Source organism: Sphingobacterium sp. UBA2610, from assembly GCF_002339225.1.
GTDB classification, from domain to species: Bacteria; Bacteroidota; Bacteroidia; order Sphingobacteriales; family Sphingobacteriaceae; genus Sphingobacterium; species Sphingobacterium multivorum.
On sequence record NZ_DDKA01000004.1, the window covers coordinates 72,476 to 90,062 of the forward strand.

Here is a 17,587-nt window from a genome sequence, read left to right on the forward strand (position 1 = left end):
CGTTTTCCGAGAGAGCCTATAATCCAGTTCTCTTTTTTCTAATGCATTTATCGGGCAAATCTCTTCGTTCCAACGACACAAAGAATAACAGCAACTGTTACGGCCAGCATGCCAACACCGACTTGTTCATGAAGAAGCCCGGCGGCTAAAGCCAGACCGAAAAAAGGCTGGAGTAACTGTAATTGTCCGATGGTCGCCGTGCCACCTTGGGCGAGTCCTTTATACCAAAAAACAAAGCCAATAAACATACTGAACATCGACACATAGGCTAAACTGGCCCAGGCCCCGATAGGCACAGTGTCAAAAGACGATGGAAGGTAGACAAAGGTAAGTGGCAACATCAACGGCAGCGACAAAACCAAGGCCCAGGAAATGACCTGCCAGCCCCCTAGCGTCTTGGTCAATTTTGCACCTTCAGCATAGCCCAAACCACAGAGAATGACCGATAAAATCATTAAAACGTCGCCTAAAGGTGAGGCTGTTAGTCCTTGTGCCAGCGCATAGCCGATCACCAGTAGACTCCCTAGAGCAGAGAACAGCCAAAAGATTGGCTTCGGACGCTCGCCACCGCGTATAATACCAAATACGGCTGTCGATACGGGCAAAATACCGATAAAAACGATGGAATGCGCGGACGTGATGTGCTGCAGAGCCAAAGCGCTCAGTAAGGGAAATCCAACGACACATCCTATTGCCACGATGCATAGCGACCCCAATTGCTTTCTTTCTGGACGTTTTTCCTTAAAAACCATCAATGTTATCAGTGCCAATATGCCTGCAATGGAAGCCCTTGCTAATGTAACAAATACAGGGTCAAAAGCTAAAACCGCCATGCGTGTTGCCGGCAACGAACCACTAAATAATACCACACCAATAAAACCATTTAACCAACCGCTCGTTGTATTTTCCTGTAATTTACTTATACTTAATTGCGCCATGTATCAATCTTTTACACAAAGTTCGTCCATTACAAGAATTAAGCACAGTCACAGTTTTTGATAATTCAATGGACACAGTTACCTTTAAAGACGAACACTAATCCTAATTTGATGAAAAAAGATTATTTGTATAATGAAATAGCAGACAATATTGCCAATAAGATTAAATCAGGCGTCTTAAAAGCTGGCGAAAAACTACCTTCGGTGAGGAACCTAAGCGCTGAACACGGTATCAGTATAAATACCGCAAAAAGGGCATTTCTAGCGTTGGAAGAACGTTCTCTTATACAGTCCAAGCCCCAATCCGGCTACTTTGTTAGTCCTCCAAACTATTTGCAACTTCCGTTGGCGGCAGCCAGTCAACCTATTCCAATCGCCAACAACAGAGAACCGGATCAATTGATGAATAAGGTGTATTCAACCATGGGACGTCGCGACTTAACCTTATTTTCAATCGGTGTTCCTTCCGGAAGTCTCCTACCTACCGCAAAATTAAAAAAAGAAATCGTCCTCGCTACACGGGAGCTCAGCGATGGTGGCACAGCATATGAACCCTTGCAAGGCAATATAAAATTACGTCGTATGGTGGCCGTACGTTCATTGGCCTGGGGTGGAAATCTAAATGAAGATGATGTCGTTACCACCAACGGCTGTATGAATGCTTTAGTTTTGTGTCTGATGGCCTTAACCAAACCTGGAGATACACTGGCTCTGGAAAGCCCCTGCTATCCGGGTATCCTCCAACTTGCCGTCAGTCTAGGGCTTAAGGTGCTGGAAATAGCTACGGACCCCATCATAGGAATAGACATTGAAGCCCTCAAAAATCTGTTGCCCCAAATTAAAGTCTGTTTACTGGTCCCCAATTTTAACACCCCTTTGGGTTATTGCATGCCGGATGAGCATAAGCGGGAAATTGTGGCATTGCTGTCAAAACACCAAATTCCGCTAATCGAAGATGACACCTACAGCGACCTCCATTTTGGCACGCAACGCCCCAAATGTTGCAAATCTTTTGACCGGGATGGCAATGTCCTCTGGTGTGGATCCGTTTCAAAGACGTTGGCTCCAGGCTTCCGTGTCGGATGGGTTGCTCCTGGAAAATACAAAGAACAGATTATCAAACTAAAACTGATCCATTCCCTGTCATCTACGGCGATCATCAATGAGGCGGTTGGAAATTTTCTATTAACCGGAAAGTATGAAAACCACCTGCGTAAACTTCGTAGATCATTAACGGAAAACTACCAGCGCTACGCTGCTATCATTTCGGCCCATTTTCCGGAAGGCACTAAAATTAGCCGTCCACAGGGTGGACTTGCCCTATGGGTCGAGTTTCCAAAACACATCGATACAGGCAAGCTATATAACTATGCGCTTAAACTACAGATCAGCATTTCACCGGGGCGGATTTTCACCTTACAGGATCAATTTCACCATTGCATGCGTCTCTGTATTGGTTTACCCTGGAGCAATGAACTCGCTTTAAAATTAAAACAGCTCGGTAAACTTACAAAAGCACTCTAATACATAACATGATAAGAGCATAATACCAACGGTCGGGGCAATAAAACAACAGATCGGAGCCTATGATTACTTGAGTTCCAGCTCCAGCCTATGTTTACCAGCCTCCAATTGGACGGCATCGCTACTGCTAATGCTAACATTATCCGGCGGATAAAATGTCGCCGTGGCATTTGCGGGTATTTGGATATCATAAACAATCTTTTTATCCTTTAACTTCCATTCGGAAACAATTTTACCGTAGGGTGAATCATAAGAAATAGAAGATTCTTTCAGTTCCTGGGGAAAGATGGGTTTTAAAAGCACATGTTTAAATCCAGGTTGTTTAGGATCTGGCAGAATCCCGCCGATAGATTTAAAAAACCAACCACCGATTTCGCCAAACATCATGTGGTTGTCTGAAATATCACGCGTTGCTTTTAAATCCCAGTTCTCCAACAATGTTGTCGCGCCATTTACAATCCACCATCCCCAAGACGGATAAGTATCTTGTACCGCAACCTTATAGGCTGTCGTTGCATAACCGTTATCTTTTAACGCATTCAATAATGCTTTTGCACCCAATACTCCTACATCTAAGTGAAAGTTGGCCTCTTCCACTTTCTTATTCAGGTTGGCTGCAACCCGGGCTTTCATTTCGTCAGGTACCACACCCCAATAGAGTGGAACACTCAGTTCAGTCTGTGTTCCATTGCTATAAATACCCTTGGAAGCATCTAAAAATTTAGCGTTGATGGCCGTCTTAATTTTTCTGCTCAGCAGTTCATATTTTTGTTGATCTGCTGTGTATCCAAACAATTTAGCCGTAGCAGCCAAGATGGTCGCATCCACATAAAAATAAACCGAGGAGGTCAACTCCAGATTCGACTGTGACTTCACTGGCACCCAGTCTCCACGCCCAAAAGTTGTCAACCCAGATGGGCTGATTCCGTCGACATAATCCACATAGCGTTTGATATTAAGATAGCATTCTTCTAATGCACGTGGGTCTCCATAAAACTGATAGATCTGCCAGGGAATGATGGCAATGGTACTTGTCCAATCCAAACCATTCGCTGTACCATAACCCCATCCCCCAGTTGGAATAATATCGGGTAAGACACCGTTCTCCTGTTGCTCATCACGATGATCCGCCATCCATTTTTCATAAACTGTTATCCCGTCAAAATTGTACAAAGCTGTTTCAATCGCAAGGTGCCCATCCCCTGTCCAACCGTTCTTTTCGCGCTGCGGACAGTCTGTCGGATAGCCCATCAAATTGGACAAGTAGGCATTGTTGGTCGCTTCCCATAGTTTGTTGACCAACGCTGATGACGTCTTGAGCTGTCCAATGGCGGGCACATCACTATGCATAAAATAAGCGGTCACAGCCGAACTATCCAATGCAATTGCCGCACTACTACTAATTTCGACGTAACGAAATCCTTTGTAACCGAACTTTGCCATAAACTCATCATTACGACCGCTTAAGGTCAGAATGTCCGTTTGAAAGGGCTCCTTTTCCTTATCGCCCCGATAATAAACATCAATATTGGACAAGTCAAGACGCCCATCTGCCGACAATCGTTCACCATGCTTGATACGTAGCATAGTCCCTGCAGCTCCTTTGACTTTGACTTTTGTAATCCCAGCCATATTTTGGCCCATATCGAAAACATAAGTACGTTGGTCTATCTTTGTCGCTGATTTGGGCTTATAGGACTTCATGAGCCGAATCGGTACCATCTGTTGGGAAACGATATGTGCAGATGGCGCATTTCTATACTGAACAGCCTGCCAAGTTGAATCATCATATTTAGGTTTGTCCCAGTTGGGTATTTCCAGTCTTGCATCATAATGCTCACCAGTGTAAATATTATTATAAGTAATTGGTCCCGAAGCTGTTTTCCACTGCTCATCTGAGACAATAGTTTCTACTGTACCATCTGTATAAACGATTTTCAGCTCTAAACAGAATGTTGGTCGGGCCCGCCACGGTGCTTTATCAAAGTTCCAAACCGCCAGTGGTTGGTGATTATACCAGCCATTCCCCAAAACAACGCCAATAGCGTTCTGTCCTTGTTGGAGCTGCTGGGTTACGTCCGTCACGACATATAATGTACACCGGTCGAATCGAGTATACATTGGATCCAGGCGATGGTCTCCTACGCGTTGACCATTCATGGAAAGTTCATATAGCCCTGCTGTGGCAATATACGCGCGTGCAGACTTTATCGGCTTATTTATCTTAAATTCTGTTCTAAAATAAGGCGTTTCTCGCGCATGAATATCCTTATTGTCGCTTATCCATTTTCCCTTCCAAAGGTCCATTCCCATCATTCCAGTTTCGAACGATGCTATTTTAGAACTTGTTGATATACCATCCTTATCCCATACTTTAACCTTCCAGAAATACGTGGTCTGTGGCTTTAACTGTGCGCCGTTATAGGGCACTAACATGGACGAGCTGAGCTGTTTGCCACTATCCCAGCTATTTTTCGTCTCCTTCAGTAGTGCCAGCGAATCTTGCCCTAAAAGGATCTGATAAGCCTGTTGTACCGCACCATTACGTTGGTCCTCAAGTCGCCAGCTAAGTCTCGGCTGGGTTGCATCGATACCCAATGGATTGACCAGATGTTCGCATGTCAACTGTACCGCGATACAGTTGCTTTTAGGTTGGGCATAAGTGCTGTTCGTTATACACAACAGTATTGTAAATAAAATCCTACGCATGAAAAGATACTATCTTGGTGGTTGTTAAATTGTTTTAGCTGATTTAAAAATCTAATATATCAAATATTTTCCACATGGTGACCTGTACTTTCCTGCACGATATACCTCAGGCAGCAAAATAAATTCTTGCAACTTTCATAAAAATAACCTTATATTAGTCGCAACTTTAGGGGTGTCTGCTCATGCAGGCTGAGATTTTACCCTTAGAACCTGATCCGGATCATACTGGCGTAGGGAAAAGTGAGCTGTCTACAAGGTGCATTGCTGCGCCTTTGTGTAGCCATTCCTAAAGTTTTACCAAAAAAAATTAAGGAATGGAACTTACAATAAACCATCAAATTCGATTTTTCGATCCCGCACTTACTTCACTAGAAGACTTGTTACTTTTGGAATTATCTGGCAAAACCCAGGGCGTGGCTGTAGCCATCAACAACCAAGTCATCCCCAAAAAGGACTGGGCTACGACAACACTTAAACCTTATGATCAGATTATCTTAATCACTGCATCTCAAGGCGGCTAGCCTTTCAAAAAAAATCAACCGAGTAATTCACCACAATACAGAAAAAATGACAGCTGAAACAATTACGCAATCCCCCTTTCCAAATGCAAAGAAAATTTTTGTAGCCGGAAAACTATTTCCTATTCAGGTCGCTATGCGTCAAATCTCCTTGAGCTCAACCAAATTAACGAATGGACAGATCGAAATTAATCCGCCGGTAACAATCTATGATACTTCTGGGCCTTATACAGATGACACCATCCTTATCGATATCCACAAAGGACTCCCTCGCCTTCGCGAGCAGTGGATCTTGGATCGTCAGGATGTCATACAGTTGGCTGGCATCAGCTCTGAATATGGACAAAAACGACTTTCTGATCCAACGTTGGACGAACTCCGATTTGCCTATAGCCACAAACCGAAAGTAGCCTCCGCCGGCAAGAATGTCACCCAATTACATTATGCAAAGCAAGGCATCATTACCCCGGAAATGGAGTATGTTGCTATCCGAGAAAACCAACGTATTGAGCAGTTGGAAGCTAGTACCCCTGGAATGGATCATCAGCATCGGGGGCAAAACTTTGGTGCGAGAACACATGATAAAGCTATTACACCAGAATTTGTCCGTGAAGAAATCGCCGCCGGAAGAGCGATCATACCCAATAATATTAATCACCCTGAAAGTGAACCCATGATTATCGGACGCAACTTTCTTGTTAAAATCAATGCCAATATTGGCAATAGCGCCGTAAGTTCAAGCATAGAGGAAGAAGTTGAGAAAGCGGTATGGGCCTGTCGTTGGGGGGCTGATACCATCATGGATCTATCCACTGGCAAAAATATTCACGAAACCCGCGAATGGATTATCCGTAACTCGCCAGTCCCAATCGGTACAGTACCGATCTATCAGGCGCTCGAAAAAGTAAAGGGGGTGGCCGAGGATCTTACCTGGGAAATATTCAAAGATACCTTGATTGAACAGGCCGAACAGGGTGTTTCGTACTTTACCATACACGCCGGCGTATTGCTTCGTTATATCCATCTCACGGCATCCCGAGTTACTGGAATTGTCTCCAGAGGCGGCTCTATCATGGCCAAATGGTGTCTTTTTCATCACAAAGAAAATTTTCTCTATACCCATTTTGAGGAAATATGCGAAATTATGAAACAATATGATGTGGCTTTTTCACTTGGCGACGGTCTTCGCCCCGGAGCTATTGCAGATGCAAACGATGCAGCTCAATTTGCGGAGCTCGAAACCCTGGGCGAACTCACCAAAATCGCCTGGAAACATGATGTTCAGGTGATGATCGAAGGGCCAGGACATGTTCCTATGCAATTGATCAAAGAGAATATGGACAAGCAATTGGCCTGTTGTGACGAAGCGCCATTTTATACCTTAGGTCCCTTAACAACAGATATTGCTCCAGGCTATGACCATATCACATCCGCCATTGGAGCGGCTATGATCGGTTGGTATGGCTGTGCAATGCTTTGCTATGTTACCCCCAAAGAACACCTGGGTCTACCAAATAAAAAAGATGTCAAAGATGGTGTAATCACCTATAAACTAGCTGCCCATGCGGCCGATTTAGCCAAAGGACACCCTGGTGCACAATATCGTGATAACGCCTTGAGTAAAGCCAGATTCGAATTCAGATGGGAAGATCAATTCAACCTTTCCCTTGATCCAGATACCGCACGGGAATATCATGACGAAACATTGCCGGCAGATGCGGCTAAAGTTGCGCACTTCTGCTCCATGTGCGGTCCCAAATTTTGCTCGATGAAAATAACGCAGGAAATCAGGGATAGTGCCGCCCAGGGGATGCTGGAAAAATCGCAGGAATTCATCGCACAAGGAAAAGAGATCTATTCATGATTATTGCATTGACAGCAGCAGAAACAATCCGTTCTGAACAGGCGATTATAGCAGCGTTGTTTAAAGAAGGTCTTGATATTCTACATTTGCGTAAGTATCATTTTACAGACTTACAAATGTCGCGATATATAGAAACTATAGCTCCTATATACCGCGACAGATTGGTTCTACACTCACATGCGCATCTATCGGCTGAGCTTGGGATTGCACGAATCCACCTGAACGATAAAAGTAGACTGCATCGATCTGCAAATCAACTGGGGCCTACAACAATCTGTTCAACATCTGTGCATGATATTGATCAATTCAATAGCCTTGATGAACGTTGGGCCTATGCTTTTTTCAGTCCATTATTTCCGAGCATCTCAAAAGTGGGGTATGGAACGCATAATGCAAGACTAGGTCAACTACCGTCACGCGCCAACTTTGCTGTTCGTCTCATCGGTCTTGGAGGGATAAACCAAAACAACTGTCTTATTCCGATGCAGCAAGGTGCAGATGGAATTGCCTTATATGGCACTTTATGGAAACATCGGGATCCTATTCAAAATTTTATTGCATGCAAACAAAAACTATGGAAAGACTCCAATATATCTCACAAGGTAAAACTATAAGGGAACAAAAAAACAACATGCTGAAAGCGCTGGACGCTGGGGCCAAATGGATACAGATCCGATGGAAGGAAGCCGAGGAAAAAGATCTTTATGCGCTCGCCGAAGAGATCAGGCAGGCTTGTTCCGAATTTGGTGCCAGCTGTATCATCAATGACCATCCTTCGCTTGCAGCGGCTGTAGACGCTGATGGGGTGCACTTGGGACTGGACGACTGCAGTGTAGCAGCTGCCCGGCACCTATTGGGTGCAGGAAAAATAATTGGCGGTACAGCCAATAGCTTTGCCAATGTAAAGCAAAGAATAAGTGAACATTGTGACTATATCGGGCTCGGGCCATTCAACTATACCACGACAAAACAAAAACTAAGTCCCCTACTGGGGATTGCAGGATATGAAAACATCATCCAACAAGTCCACCGAGAAGGCCTAACCCCTATTCCAATATTCGCAATTGGCGGTATAAGCCAACTTGAAGATATCCAACATCTATTAGAAATTGGCGTCTACGGTGTAGCACTCTCGGGAATCGTAACCAAGACTCCAAACATTGTTTCATCCATCAATAAAATTTTACTATGAGCAACTTACATATAGCCGATCGCGTATTTGAATCCAGATTATTTCTCGGTACGGGCAAATTCGGTTATCTCACGGAAATGAGCGCTGCCATTGTGGCTTCGGCTTCCCAATTGGTCACCGTCGCCCTCAAACGAATCGACCAGACCGGCTCATACGACAGCCTCATCAGCGCGCTCGATCTGGCGGCAATCCATTTGCTTCCCAATACTTCGGGAGCACGAACAGCTGAAGAAGCAGTACTTGCGGCTCAACTTGCTCGCGAAGCACTGGAAACAAACTGGGTGAAATTGGAAATTCATCCCGACCCACGTTATCTGCTGCCCGATCCTATTGAAACCTTACGCGCAACCGAATCACTTGCTAAATTGGGTTTCGTCGTCATGCCCTATATTCACGCAGACCCGGTACTTTGTAAACGTTTAGAAAATGCAGGCACAGCTGTCGTTATGCCTTTAGGTGCCCCTATTGGAAGCAATAAAGGGCTGCGTACCTTGGACTTTCTCGAAATTATTATTGAGGAAAGTAATGTCCCAGTGGTCGTAGACGCTGGAATCGGAGCGCCTTCCGATGCCGCTAAAGCCATGGAAATCGGAGCTGATGCGGTGCTTGTCAATACGGCAATTGCAGTCTCTAATAATCCGATACGTATGGCCGAAGCTTTCAGAGAGGCCGTTATCGCTGGACGGAAAGCTTATGAGGCCGGATTGGGAAAGATAGGCTCCCACGCAATCGCTTCGAGCCCCCTAACTTCATTTTTATTTGACTGATAATTCACTATGACAGATTTCAAAATGATACGCGATGAATACTCCTGGGATGAGGTCCATGCACAGATTTATGACGCTACGGATCAGGATGTACAACATGCGTTAGAAAAAGACCATTTAACGCTCTCTGACTTTAGAGCGCTCATCTCACCGGCTGCAGCACCATATCTGGAGCAAATGGCACAAAAAACCCAACAAATCACGCAACGTCGTTTCGGTAAAACCATACAGCTCTATGCCCCGCTTTACCTGAGCAATGAGTGCCAAAACATCTGTACATATTGCGGTTTTAGCATGGACAATAAAATCAAACGCAAAACGCTGAGCAACACCGAACTATTACTGGAAGCAATGGCACTTAAAGCCATGGGAATCAATCATATCTTACTGGTCAGCGGAGAAGCCAACAAAACTGTCGAGATCACTTATTTCCTAAATGCTATTCGGCTTTTAAAACCTCATTTTTCACAGATATCCATTGAAGTACAGCCATTGGAAGAATCCGAGTACCGATTACTGCAGGCAGCCGGAGTCTATGCAATATTGGTCTATCAGGAAACCTACCATCGCGAAGTTTACAAACAATATCATCCGAAAGGAAAAAAGTCCAATTTTGACTATCGTTTGGATACGCCTGACCGTATAGGCCGGGCGGGAATCCATAAAATCGGACTGGGCGTATTACTTGGGCTGGAGGACTGGCGGGTGGACAGCTTTTTCACCGCGGCACACATCGCCTATTTACAAAAACGATATTGGCAAACACGCTATTCGATTTCCTTTCCACGCCTGCGACCAGCCGCAGGTTCTGTTGAGCCAAATTTTCATTTGGCAGACCGCGATCTACTGCAGTTGATCTGTGCATACCGCCTGTGGAATGAAAATTTAGAAATCTCCATTTCCACCCGAGAGAACGAAACCTTCAGGGATCATATCATACCTATTGGCGTAACGACCATGAGTGCCGCTTCAAAGACCAATCCGGGAGGCTATGTTGTTGATCCGCAAGCTTTGGAACAATTTGAAGTAAGTGATGAAAGAGATATGGAAACAATAAAAAATCAAATCCGAAAGATGGGCTATTCTCCAGTGATGAAAGACTGGGAGAGCAATTATGCCGGTATAGTACGTTAAATACATGAAAAATAACATTTTTGATCGCTATAGCAGACAGATTTTTATTGAAGAGATCGGCGTTGCCGGACAACGGAAGATTATGGATGCCAAGGTATTGGTCGTCGGTGCAGGGGGACTCGGGAGCCCTGTCGTTCAATATTTAGCCGCAGCTGGTATAGGCAAACTTGGCCTGGTTGATTTTGACAGGGTTGAAATCCACAATCTAAATAGACAGATCATTCATTCCGAAGATAATATACACCAGGCAAAAACAGAAAGTGCCACAGCCTATATACGGCAACACAATAGTACAATTCATTTTGAGCCCTTTCAGGTAAAAATAGATGCAGACAACGCGCTAGCATTGCTCGCTCCCTATCATATCATTGTCGATTGCTGTGATAACTTTACAACACGCTACCTGCTTAATCATACGTGCCTACAACTCGATAAACCTTTGGTGTACGGTAGCATCTATGGTTTTGAAGGACAGCTGGCTGTCTTTAACTATCAGGGTAGTAAAAACCTATTGGATATCTTTCCAACGCCCCCCGATCCGGAACAGGTTCCAAATTGCGATAAAAATGGGGTGCTGGGTCCTTTACCTGGTATTATCGGCAGTATGATGGCCATGCAGGTGCTTAAAATAATAACCGGATTACCCGTAGACAGCAACCAGTTAACGGTTGTTGACACATTCCATTGGCGTTTTTCGAAACTCTCCTTCTAAGGATTATTTCGGAAGGCGTTCCGCAAAAAGAGATAGAACGCTTTAAAAGAGCTCAAAAATTTATTTTAAAACAAAAGCAGACAAACAAAATTTGCTAATTTTAGTTTATATATTAGCAAGCTTAAATGTCAACTTTACGATCTAGAATGAAAAAAGTAATTTATCCATTACTCTCCCTCTCTTTATTACCCTTATTTTCAATTGCGCAAGAGACGAAACTCACTGCTGATGATCTCTTTGTAAAAGCGCGAAAGGTAGCCTTTGATTCAAAAGATTATCCGCAAGCCATTCAATTATCCAAACAGGCGCTACTTCAAGCACCGGATTACTCGGATATCAGTATCTTTCTCGGACGGCTTTATACCTGGTCGGACAAAATTGATTCGGCAAGAACCATCTTCACAGAACTGGACAAAAAGAATACAAGTGATGAAGATTTCTTTTTAGCATATGCCTCATTGGAATATTGGAATGATCAGACTGACAAAGCTATTGCAATTACAGACAAAGGGCTTAGCCTACATCCGCAGTCGCAGGATCTACTTCTGTTAAAAGGTAAAATTAGTTATGACAACGATCATTATGAAGCTGCCGAAAAGGCAATTCATAGTTTATTGGCAATTAATCCTAAAAACACAGAAGCTCGAGCACTGGCAAAAAGTATTGAAGAATATACGGCTAAAAACGCAATCGGTCTGACCTACAACTTCGTCTATTTTGACAAACAGTTTGATCATAATTGGCACATTGTCGGCTTAAGTTATAAGCGGGCAACCCCCATAGGATCAGTTATTTTCAGGACCAACTATGCAAATAAATTTGCAGAAAATGGCGTACAATTCGAGATGGAGGCTTATCCTCGTCTTTCAAAGATATTTTACCTCTACGTGGGTGCTGGATACTCCAATAATGTGGGGATTTTTGCGAAATATAGAACTGGCGTGTCTCTCTATGCCAATCTTCCGAACAGCTTTGAGGGAGAGATCGGATATCGTCAGCTTTATTTTAGTGACAACATCTGGATGTACACGGCTTCAGTCGGAAAATATTACCAAAACTTTTGGTTCAATCTGAGGACTTATCTTACACCGGGCGAAAAGAATATTTCCCAATCCTATACCGGAACAGTCCGCTATTATACAAAAGGAGCAAACGATTACTTCGGATTTAGTGCCGGAACGGGTCTGAGCCCCGAAGAAAACCGAAATAATCTATTGGACAACGCTTCCTATAAATTAAAGACATTCAAAGTAGGTGCCGAGTATAACTTCTCGGTGAAACAAAGTAACCTATTTTCAATTTCGGGCACCTATTATAACCAAGAATTCAGGCCAAAAGAGAAAGGAAATCAATTGGACATCATCCTTGGTTATATTCGAAAATTCTAGTTCTTCTTTGTTCTATTAAAGTAATTTGTATACACACTGTCTGGAAGAAGTCGCTTCTGGGTATAAAAGAGTTTGTTCTTGCGCTTAAATAATTCAAAGTGCTTGGACAATTCTTCTTTCGCATTATCCGCGGTGGCATCTTCATTGAGTATTCCATCCAGTTTATACAGTTGTCCATCGGAAAGATGGTAACTGCCTTTTACAAAATCAATCAATTGATTTTTACTCTGCATCATGGCAATGCCATCTCCCTGAGCTGAAGTGCCCTTGTCAAGGCCCTGACCGATCCAGGTAACTTGTGTAGGAGTTTTCATACCAAAATTCTCGCGATAGTAGGCCAATATGGAAGGCGCGACATCAAAATGGCTAACAAAATTATGAAAAGTCTTTGGCCCTTTCAAAAGTGGTGAATAAATCAACAGTGGAACATGATAACGATCGATTTTGCTTTGCAAGGGTATCTCAGGCATCGCGTGGTCCCCAGTTATGACAAAAATAGTATTTGCAAAATCTGGTCTCTTTTTATATTCATTAAAGAACTGCTCCATCGCATCATCTAGATTCAGCACCGAAACAAGCTGGGTACGGTTTTCCAAAGCCCACTTTTTTTGTTCGGGTGTAAGGTTCAATGTTGCGATACGTTGATCAAATAGTTGCTCATAATGAGCCGCATTATTAATCAAAAACGGATTATGGGTTGATAGTGTCAAAAGAACATGGAAATAAGGGTGTTCCTGTACCTTCTGTACTTCAAGAAGTTTGCTAAAGACAGCTTGATCTTCATATCCCCAGCTCTCCCCACCCTTTTCGGGTAATTTTTTATAAGGAGGTCCGAATGCGGCTTGGTCCATGAGCATATCTATTTTATTATAATCCATGAACTTTTTCATGAAATCAAAATTAGAATGACCGCCATAGAAAAACCCAGTATTGAATCCATTACTCTTCAGAATATTAAATAGATTAAAGTTGTCAGGCAAGGTGTCTTGTTCCATGAATCCATGTGTTGCAAAAGGCAACGAACCTGTTATGGTCGGCAAAACGGAAAATGTCCGACCCGAGGAACTCATATTATTATCCCAATACAAAGACTGTTGCTTCAATGTACCTATAAAAGGCGTAAAGTTGCCAATATAGCCATTTTCAGCACTATAGGCATGTCCTAAACCCTCGATAACAAGAATGACCAAATTGGGTACTTTCGCCGTTTTCTGCATGTATGCCCCTAGGAAATCTTTAGTATCCTCTTTTTTCAAAAAGGGAAATTTAGTATCTACCACTTTTGCATCATCGTCGTCTTTATTGAACATAGCGAGCATCCCAGGGTGCTCATCCACGTAATTAGTGAAATTGGAATCGAAAAAATAACGCCACTTACTCCGGCTTGCATTGGCGACGAATTCATCTTTTTCGGAGCTCCCCCCCAAAAGCGAAGCCGAGGAGACAAAAAACGATATGATCCCCAAAGATAACAGTGCAATACTCGCATAAGCCTTTTTGAATGTCTGTTTATTGGCTACCCAAAGGGGAACCCAAGAAATTACGATCAATAATAAAAGTAAAGCAATATTGGTAAAACTCAACATACCACTGGCCTCCAAAATTTGCTTCATCTCTTCCGAACTATAATAGAACATATCAGCCCCAAGCAAATTTCTCGATTCGCCAAAATACAAAAACAAGATGAATTGCATAACGACAATAAACGAGAACGATATGACCATAAGAAGTCTTGCCCAAAAACTGCTGATGAACTGAAGCAATAAATAGCCGATTCCCAAACAGGCCAAGGATTGAAAGATAAACAAGATGTTATCCAAAAACAGGTATTTCCCGGCATGTGACTCCGAAAGCTGAGAAAATCGACGACCGTACCACCACCACTCGACACCAACAGATAACATATACAAGGCAAAGACAACCAACATAACAGGTCCTAAGCTCTGTAACGACAGAGTTAATCGCTGACCAAGGTATTTCCAAACCGACTCATTGGCATCTTTTTGTTGAAAGCCTTGCCGTGTCATTTCTCCCCAGCCATGCTGCTTACGAAAGTAATCAACAACCCCCTGTACCCCAGCTTTAACAACAATGGGATGAAAGTATAAAGGTTCTAGTATCGCGGTAGTTATCAGGGTGGAAAGATCTCGTTTCTTCGAATAGACCTGATGGCTAACAAGATCAACCAAGATGGCATAGATCGAATACAAAATTCCGGAAGCAATCACCAGTGCAAATAGTGCAACGAAAAATGGCCAATTGATTATTCCTAGAATAAAAAAGATTAGAAAAACAATATAGCCCGTAAATTCGACAATGGGTCCCAAGAATTCAAAGAAAAACCAATAAGGCATACTGAGCATACCAAAACGGCCATATTTGGGGTTGAACATAAGTTTACGATGTTTCCATAAGGTTTCCATCGTGCCCCGCATCCAACGATTGCGCTGCTTACGCAATACTTCTTTTGACTCGGGTACTTCCGTCCAGCACAATGGATCAGGAATGTTGACCACCTCGTAGGCTTGCTTTTGCTCCTCCATATAGCGGCGCATACGAACAACGAGTTCCATGTCTTCTCCCACCGTATTTCGGTCATAGCCCCCGCACGCTAATACAATCTCCCGGTTAAAAGCGCCAAATGCCCCGGAAATAAGAATTAATCCAGAAGCCCTGGACCAAGCCATACGGCCTAAAATAAAAGCGCGGATATACTCCAAAGCCTGCGTACGTCCCAACCATGATTTTGGTAGATTAACGTCGACCACCGAACCGTTCACGACATTACAGTTATTAGCCAAACGTATAACGCCGCCACAGGCTATAACCCGTTTGTCGGTCTGCTCCAAAAATGGCTTTGCTAATTTTAGAATAGCATCCTGTTCCAAAATGCAGTCCACATCAATACAGACGATATAATCTCCCGAAGAAATATTAACGCCGACATTGAGCGCATCAGCCTTACCGCCGTTTTCCTTGTCAACAACAATCAGCTTCTTAAAAGCTGGATTTTTGCTCTTATAGATCCCCCTTATATCCTTGGTCTCAATAGTTCCCTGAACAAAAAAGGACGTTGGTTCAAGTTCATAAGAAGCTATCAATTTCAAAATTGAGTCGTCTTTACTACCATCATTAACGATAATAATTTCCAGATTATGATAATACAGCGACAATAATGAACGTACGTTTTCAACGATGGTCATCCCTTCGTTGTATGCTGGCGCAATCAGACTGAATGTTGGCGCGTTGGGGTTGGTGGCAATAATACTATAATCCGTAAATGTATTATTGTGTTTGTAACGAAACACCGCTCCATAAGCGTATAGCCCTATCCAAGTATAGATAATGAATACTGCTGCCGAATAAAGCAAAAATAACCAAACTATAATTTCGTATACGATATGGGAAAACTCTAACATTTTTTCTCTTGCAAAGCGTGTTTAATAATTTGTGTAAGTTCGTCGTATGTATCTTCACGTTGTGAAATCTCGCGCAAATACTGTTCTTCGCCCAGTACAACGAGTACTTCTGCTGCAGAAATTTTAATTGACACTTGGTTATGATTCCACAGTTGATCCTTTAGAAAATACTCACTTTCTCTACTTTTGGCAATCTTCATTGCTTTAAGGATTTCGATCTGAACTTCTATTGGTTGCAGATCAAAATTTTGCATAAATTGCTGAATTGTCCCACTGTTCTCAATAGCCTGCAACGTTCGTATGGCTTGTACACGAACCTTCGTAGATGGATGATCCAATAGGCTAAAAACTTCGGTATAAAAAGTCATCAATCTAAATTTTCGGATCAAACGCAATGTAAATACGACGACAGAATCATTTGAACTCTTAAGCCAGGTATCCACATGTAACTCCGAAAGCTCGGGTATTTCATGAATAGAAAACAATAAACGCAATTGTTGCCAGTCAGATAAGGGACGATCGAAATGGTCCAAAAAACCAAGTCCCTCATATCCCTTAAAACTTACGATCGCATATTGTGCTTCTTGATATACCGCAGTACGGGGATCATTAAGCTTGGCTGTTATCTCAGGGATTGCCGGTTCAACATTCATCGCGGCAAGCTCTTGAACCCCACCCGCAACCAGATAAGCTTTTCTATGCCGAAGCTTTCGCCAAGCCTCATCCTCCAATTTAAAATCATGAAACAACCTATTGATCGATTGTTTCGCTCCACCAGAAAATTTTCGATCCGAGTCGACTAATACATCCAAAAAAAGAGCCCGAAAAGAAGGTTCCTTCAGGTATTTCGCAAACTCCAGGTCTCGATCGCCATTCTCATCGCCACCTACTATAGTTTCCATAATTTTGTACTCGATGATCTGTCGCCAAGATTGCCTATTATGAAGGATTCTATAGCTATAAAAGCTGTATCCCAGCACTGTGATAATCAATAATAGTACTAAAATCAATACGATAACAATCGCCAGAATAAGCTCATGTAGCTCGATATGGTGGTGCATAATTTTATTTATTTATCAGGCGTTTTATCCTAAGAATCAGTTCGTTTGGACTAAATGGCTTAACCATAAAATCAGATGCGCCTAAATCAAATGCATCCACCACGACCTCCTCTTGGCCCATACTCGATAATACAATAACCGGGATTTTCTTTCCGATACTCTTTATTGCCGAAAGAATTTCAATACCAGAAGCAAAGGGCATCATAATATCCGTTACAACTAAATCCAAATTCAGTTCATTAATTTTCTCGATGGCTTCACGGCCATTTCTGGTCAGCACCACTTCGTGTCCTTCTTTCACTAATTTGTGTTCAACAGTACGTAGTATCAATTCGTCGTCTTCCGCTATTAAAATCAACAT

General features: G+C 42.9%; 14 protein-coding genes and 1 riboswitch. Of the genes, 9 read left to right on the top strand and 5 right to left on the bottom strand.

The window, feature by feature from the left end; translation table 11 throughout:
• Window positions 1-47: 47 nt before the first annotated feature.
• The gene (locus B4Z47_RS03225) at window positions 48-938 is read right to left on the bottom strand and encodes a DMT family transporter (RefSeq protein ID WP_286726792.1); all 891 of its coding nucleotides are present in this window, start codon (window positions 936-938) and stop codon (window positions 48-50) included.
• 111 nt (window positions 939-1,049) lie between these two features.
• Between B4Z47_RS03225 and B4Z47_RS03230 the strand changes: the two genes are divergently transcribed.
• Window positions 1,050-2,462, top strand: coding sequence for a PLP-dependent aminotransferase family protein (locus tag B4Z47_RS03230; RefSeq protein WP_286726793.1), 1,413 nt, complete (start codon window positions 1,050-1,052; stop codon window positions 2,460-2,462).
• A 66-nt stretch (window positions 2,463-2,528) separates the two neighbouring features.
• On the opposite strand, the gene B4Z47_RS03235 is transcribed toward B4Z47_RS03230, so the two are convergent.
• A complete protein-coding gene (locus B4Z47_RS03235) occupies window positions 2,529-5,171 on the bottom strand; it encodes an alpha-L-rhamnosidase (protein WP_286726794.1) in 2,643 nt (880 codons plus the stop codon).
• Between the two features lie 158 nt (window positions 5,172-5,329).
• A riboswitch (TPP riboswitch) is annotated at window positions 5,330-5,425 on the top strand.
• Window positions 5,426-5,485: 60 nt separating this feature from the next.
• Between B4Z47_RS03235 and thiS the strand changes: the two genes are divergently transcribed.
• From thiS to B4Z47_RS03275, 8 genes are all read left to right on the top strand, one after another.
• A complete protein-coding gene (gene thiS / locus B4Z47_RS03240) occupies window positions 5,486-5,692 on the top strand; it encodes a sulfur carrier protein ThiS (RefSeq protein WP_115049258.1) in 207 nt (68 codons plus the stop codon).
• A gap of 46 nt (window positions 5,693-5,738) precedes the next feature.
• Window positions 5,739-7,553 (top strand): phosphomethylpyrimidine synthase ThiC, encoded by a 1,815-nt coding sequence (gene thiC, locus B4Z47_RS03245; RefSeq protein ID WP_115049260.1) that lies wholly within the window; start codon window positions 5,739-5,741, stop codon window positions 7,551-7,553.
• Complete coding sequence (locus tag B4Z47_RS03250; protein ID WP_286726796.1) at window positions 7,550-8,167, top strand: thiamine phosphate synthase; 618 nt, start codon at window positions 7,550-7,552, stop codon at window positions 8,165-8,167. Before thiC ends, B4Z47_RS03250 begins: the two co-directional genes overlap by 4 nt.
• Entirely contained in the window at window positions 8,128-8,745 is a 618-nt protein-coding gene (gene thiE, locus B4Z47_RS03255) for a thiamine phosphate synthase (protein WP_070570530.1), read from the top strand. Before B4Z47_RS03250 ends, thiE begins: the two co-directional genes overlap by 40 nt.
• A complete protein-coding gene (locus B4Z47_RS03260; RefSeq protein ID WP_286726799.1) occupies window positions 8,742-9,512 on the top strand; it encodes a thiazole synthase in 771 nt (256 codons plus the stop codon). The genes thiE and B4Z47_RS03260 overlap by 4 nt, the downstream gene beginning before the upstream one ends.
• Window positions 9,513-9,521: 9 nt before the next feature.
• Window positions 9,522-10,646 (top strand): 2-iminoacetate synthase ThiH, encoded by a 1,125-nt coding sequence (thiH, locus tag B4Z47_RS03265; protein ID WP_070570527.1) that lies wholly within the window; start codon window positions 9,522-9,524, stop codon window positions 10,644-10,646.
• Window positions 10,647-10,650: 4 nt separating this feature from the next.
• Window positions 10,651-11,358: a HesA/MoeB/ThiF family protein gene (locus tag B4Z47_RS03270; protein WP_070570525.1), complete on the top strand. Its 708-nt coding sequence runs from the start codon at window positions 10,651-10,653 to the stop codon at window positions 11,356-11,358.
• 146 nt (window positions 11,359-11,504) lie between these two features.
• Window positions 11,505-12,746, top strand: a complete 1,242-nt coding sequence (locus B4Z47_RS03275; RefSeq protein WP_286726802.1) for a YaiO family outer membrane beta-barrel protein — start codon at window positions 11,505-11,507, stop codon at window positions 12,744-12,746.
• Here the strand turns inward: B4Z47_RS03275 and B4Z47_RS03280 are convergent.
• From B4Z47_RS03280 to B4Z47_RS03290, 3 genes are read right to left on the bottom strand one after another with little or no spacing between them, the layout of a single operon-like run.
• Window positions 12,743-16,165, bottom strand: a complete 3,423-nt coding sequence (locus B4Z47_RS03280) for a sulfatase-like hydrolase/transferase (protein WP_286726804.1) — start codon at window positions 16,163-16,165, stop codon at window positions 12,743-12,745. The two genes, B4Z47_RS03275 and B4Z47_RS03280, sit on opposite strands and share 4 nt — an antisense overlap.
• The gene (locus tag B4Z47_RS03285; RefSeq protein WP_115049269.1) at window positions 16,159-17,226 is read right to left on the bottom strand and encodes a hypothetical protein; all 1,068 of its coding nucleotides are present in this window, start codon (window positions 17,224-17,226) and stop codon (window positions 16,159-16,161) included. The genes B4Z47_RS03280 and B4Z47_RS03285 overlap by 7 nt, the downstream gene beginning before the upstream one ends.
• 4 nt (window positions 17,227-17,230) lie before the next feature.
• Window positions 17,231-17,587, bottom strand: a complete 357-nt coding sequence (locus tag B4Z47_RS03290; protein WP_070570518.1) for a response regulator transcription factor — start codon at window positions 17,585-17,587, stop codon at window positions 17,231-17,233.

Bases quoted from the DNA above. Each gene is read 5' to 3' on its own strand.
- B4Z47_RS03270 (WP_070570525.1), top strand. From the start codon at position 10,651: ATGAAAAATAACATTTTTGATCGCTATAGCAGACAGATTTTTATTGAA.
- thiE (WP_070570530.1), top strand. From the start codon at position 8,128: ATGGAAAGACTCCAATATATCTCACAAGGTAAAACTATAAGGGAACAA.
- B4Z47_RS03235 (WP_286726794.1), bottom strand. From the start codon at position 5,171: ATGCGTAGGATTTTATTTACAATACTGTTGTGTATAACGAACAGCACT.
- B4Z47_RS03225 (WP_286726792.1), bottom strand. From the start codon at position 938: ATGGCGCAATTAAGTATAAGTAAATTACAGGAAAATACAACGAGCGGT.
- B4Z47_RS03290 (WP_070570518.1), bottom strand. From the start codon at position 17,587: ATGTTGATTTTAATAGCGGAAGACGACGAATTGATACTACGTACTGTT.
- thiH (WP_070570527.1), top strand. From the start codon at position 9,522: ATGACAGATTTCAAAATGATACGCGATGAATACTCCTGGGATGAGGTC.
- B4Z47_RS03260 (WP_286726799.1), top strand. From the start codon at position 8,742: ATGAGCAACTTACATATAGCCGATCGCGTATTTGAATCCAGATTATTT.
- B4Z47_RS03285 (WP_115049269.1), bottom strand. From the start codon at position 17,226: ATGCACCACCATATCGAGCTACATGAGCTTATTCTGGCGATTGTTATC.
- B4Z47_RS03280 (WP_286726804.1), bottom strand. From the start codon at position 16,165: ATGTTAGAGTTTTCCCATATCGTATACGAAATTATAGTTTGGTTATTT.
- B4Z47_RS03250 (WP_286726796.1), top strand. From the start codon at position 7,550: ATGATTATTGCATTGACAGCAGCAGAAACAATCCGTTCTGAACAGGCG.
- thiS (WP_115049258.1), top strand. From the start codon at position 5,486: ATGGAACTTACAATAAACCATCAAATTCGATTTTTCGATCCCGCACTT.
- B4Z47_RS03230 (WP_286726793.1), top strand. From the start codon at position 1,050: ATGAAAAAAGATTATTTGTATAATGAAATAGCAGACAATATTGCCAAT.
- thiC (WP_115049260.1), top strand. From the start codon at position 5,739: ATGACAGCTGAAACAATTACGCAATCCCCCTTTCCAAATGCAAAGAAA.
- B4Z47_RS03275 (WP_286726802.1), top strand. From the start codon at position 11,505: ATGAAAAAAGTAATTTATCCATTACTCTCCCTCTCTTTATTACCCTTA.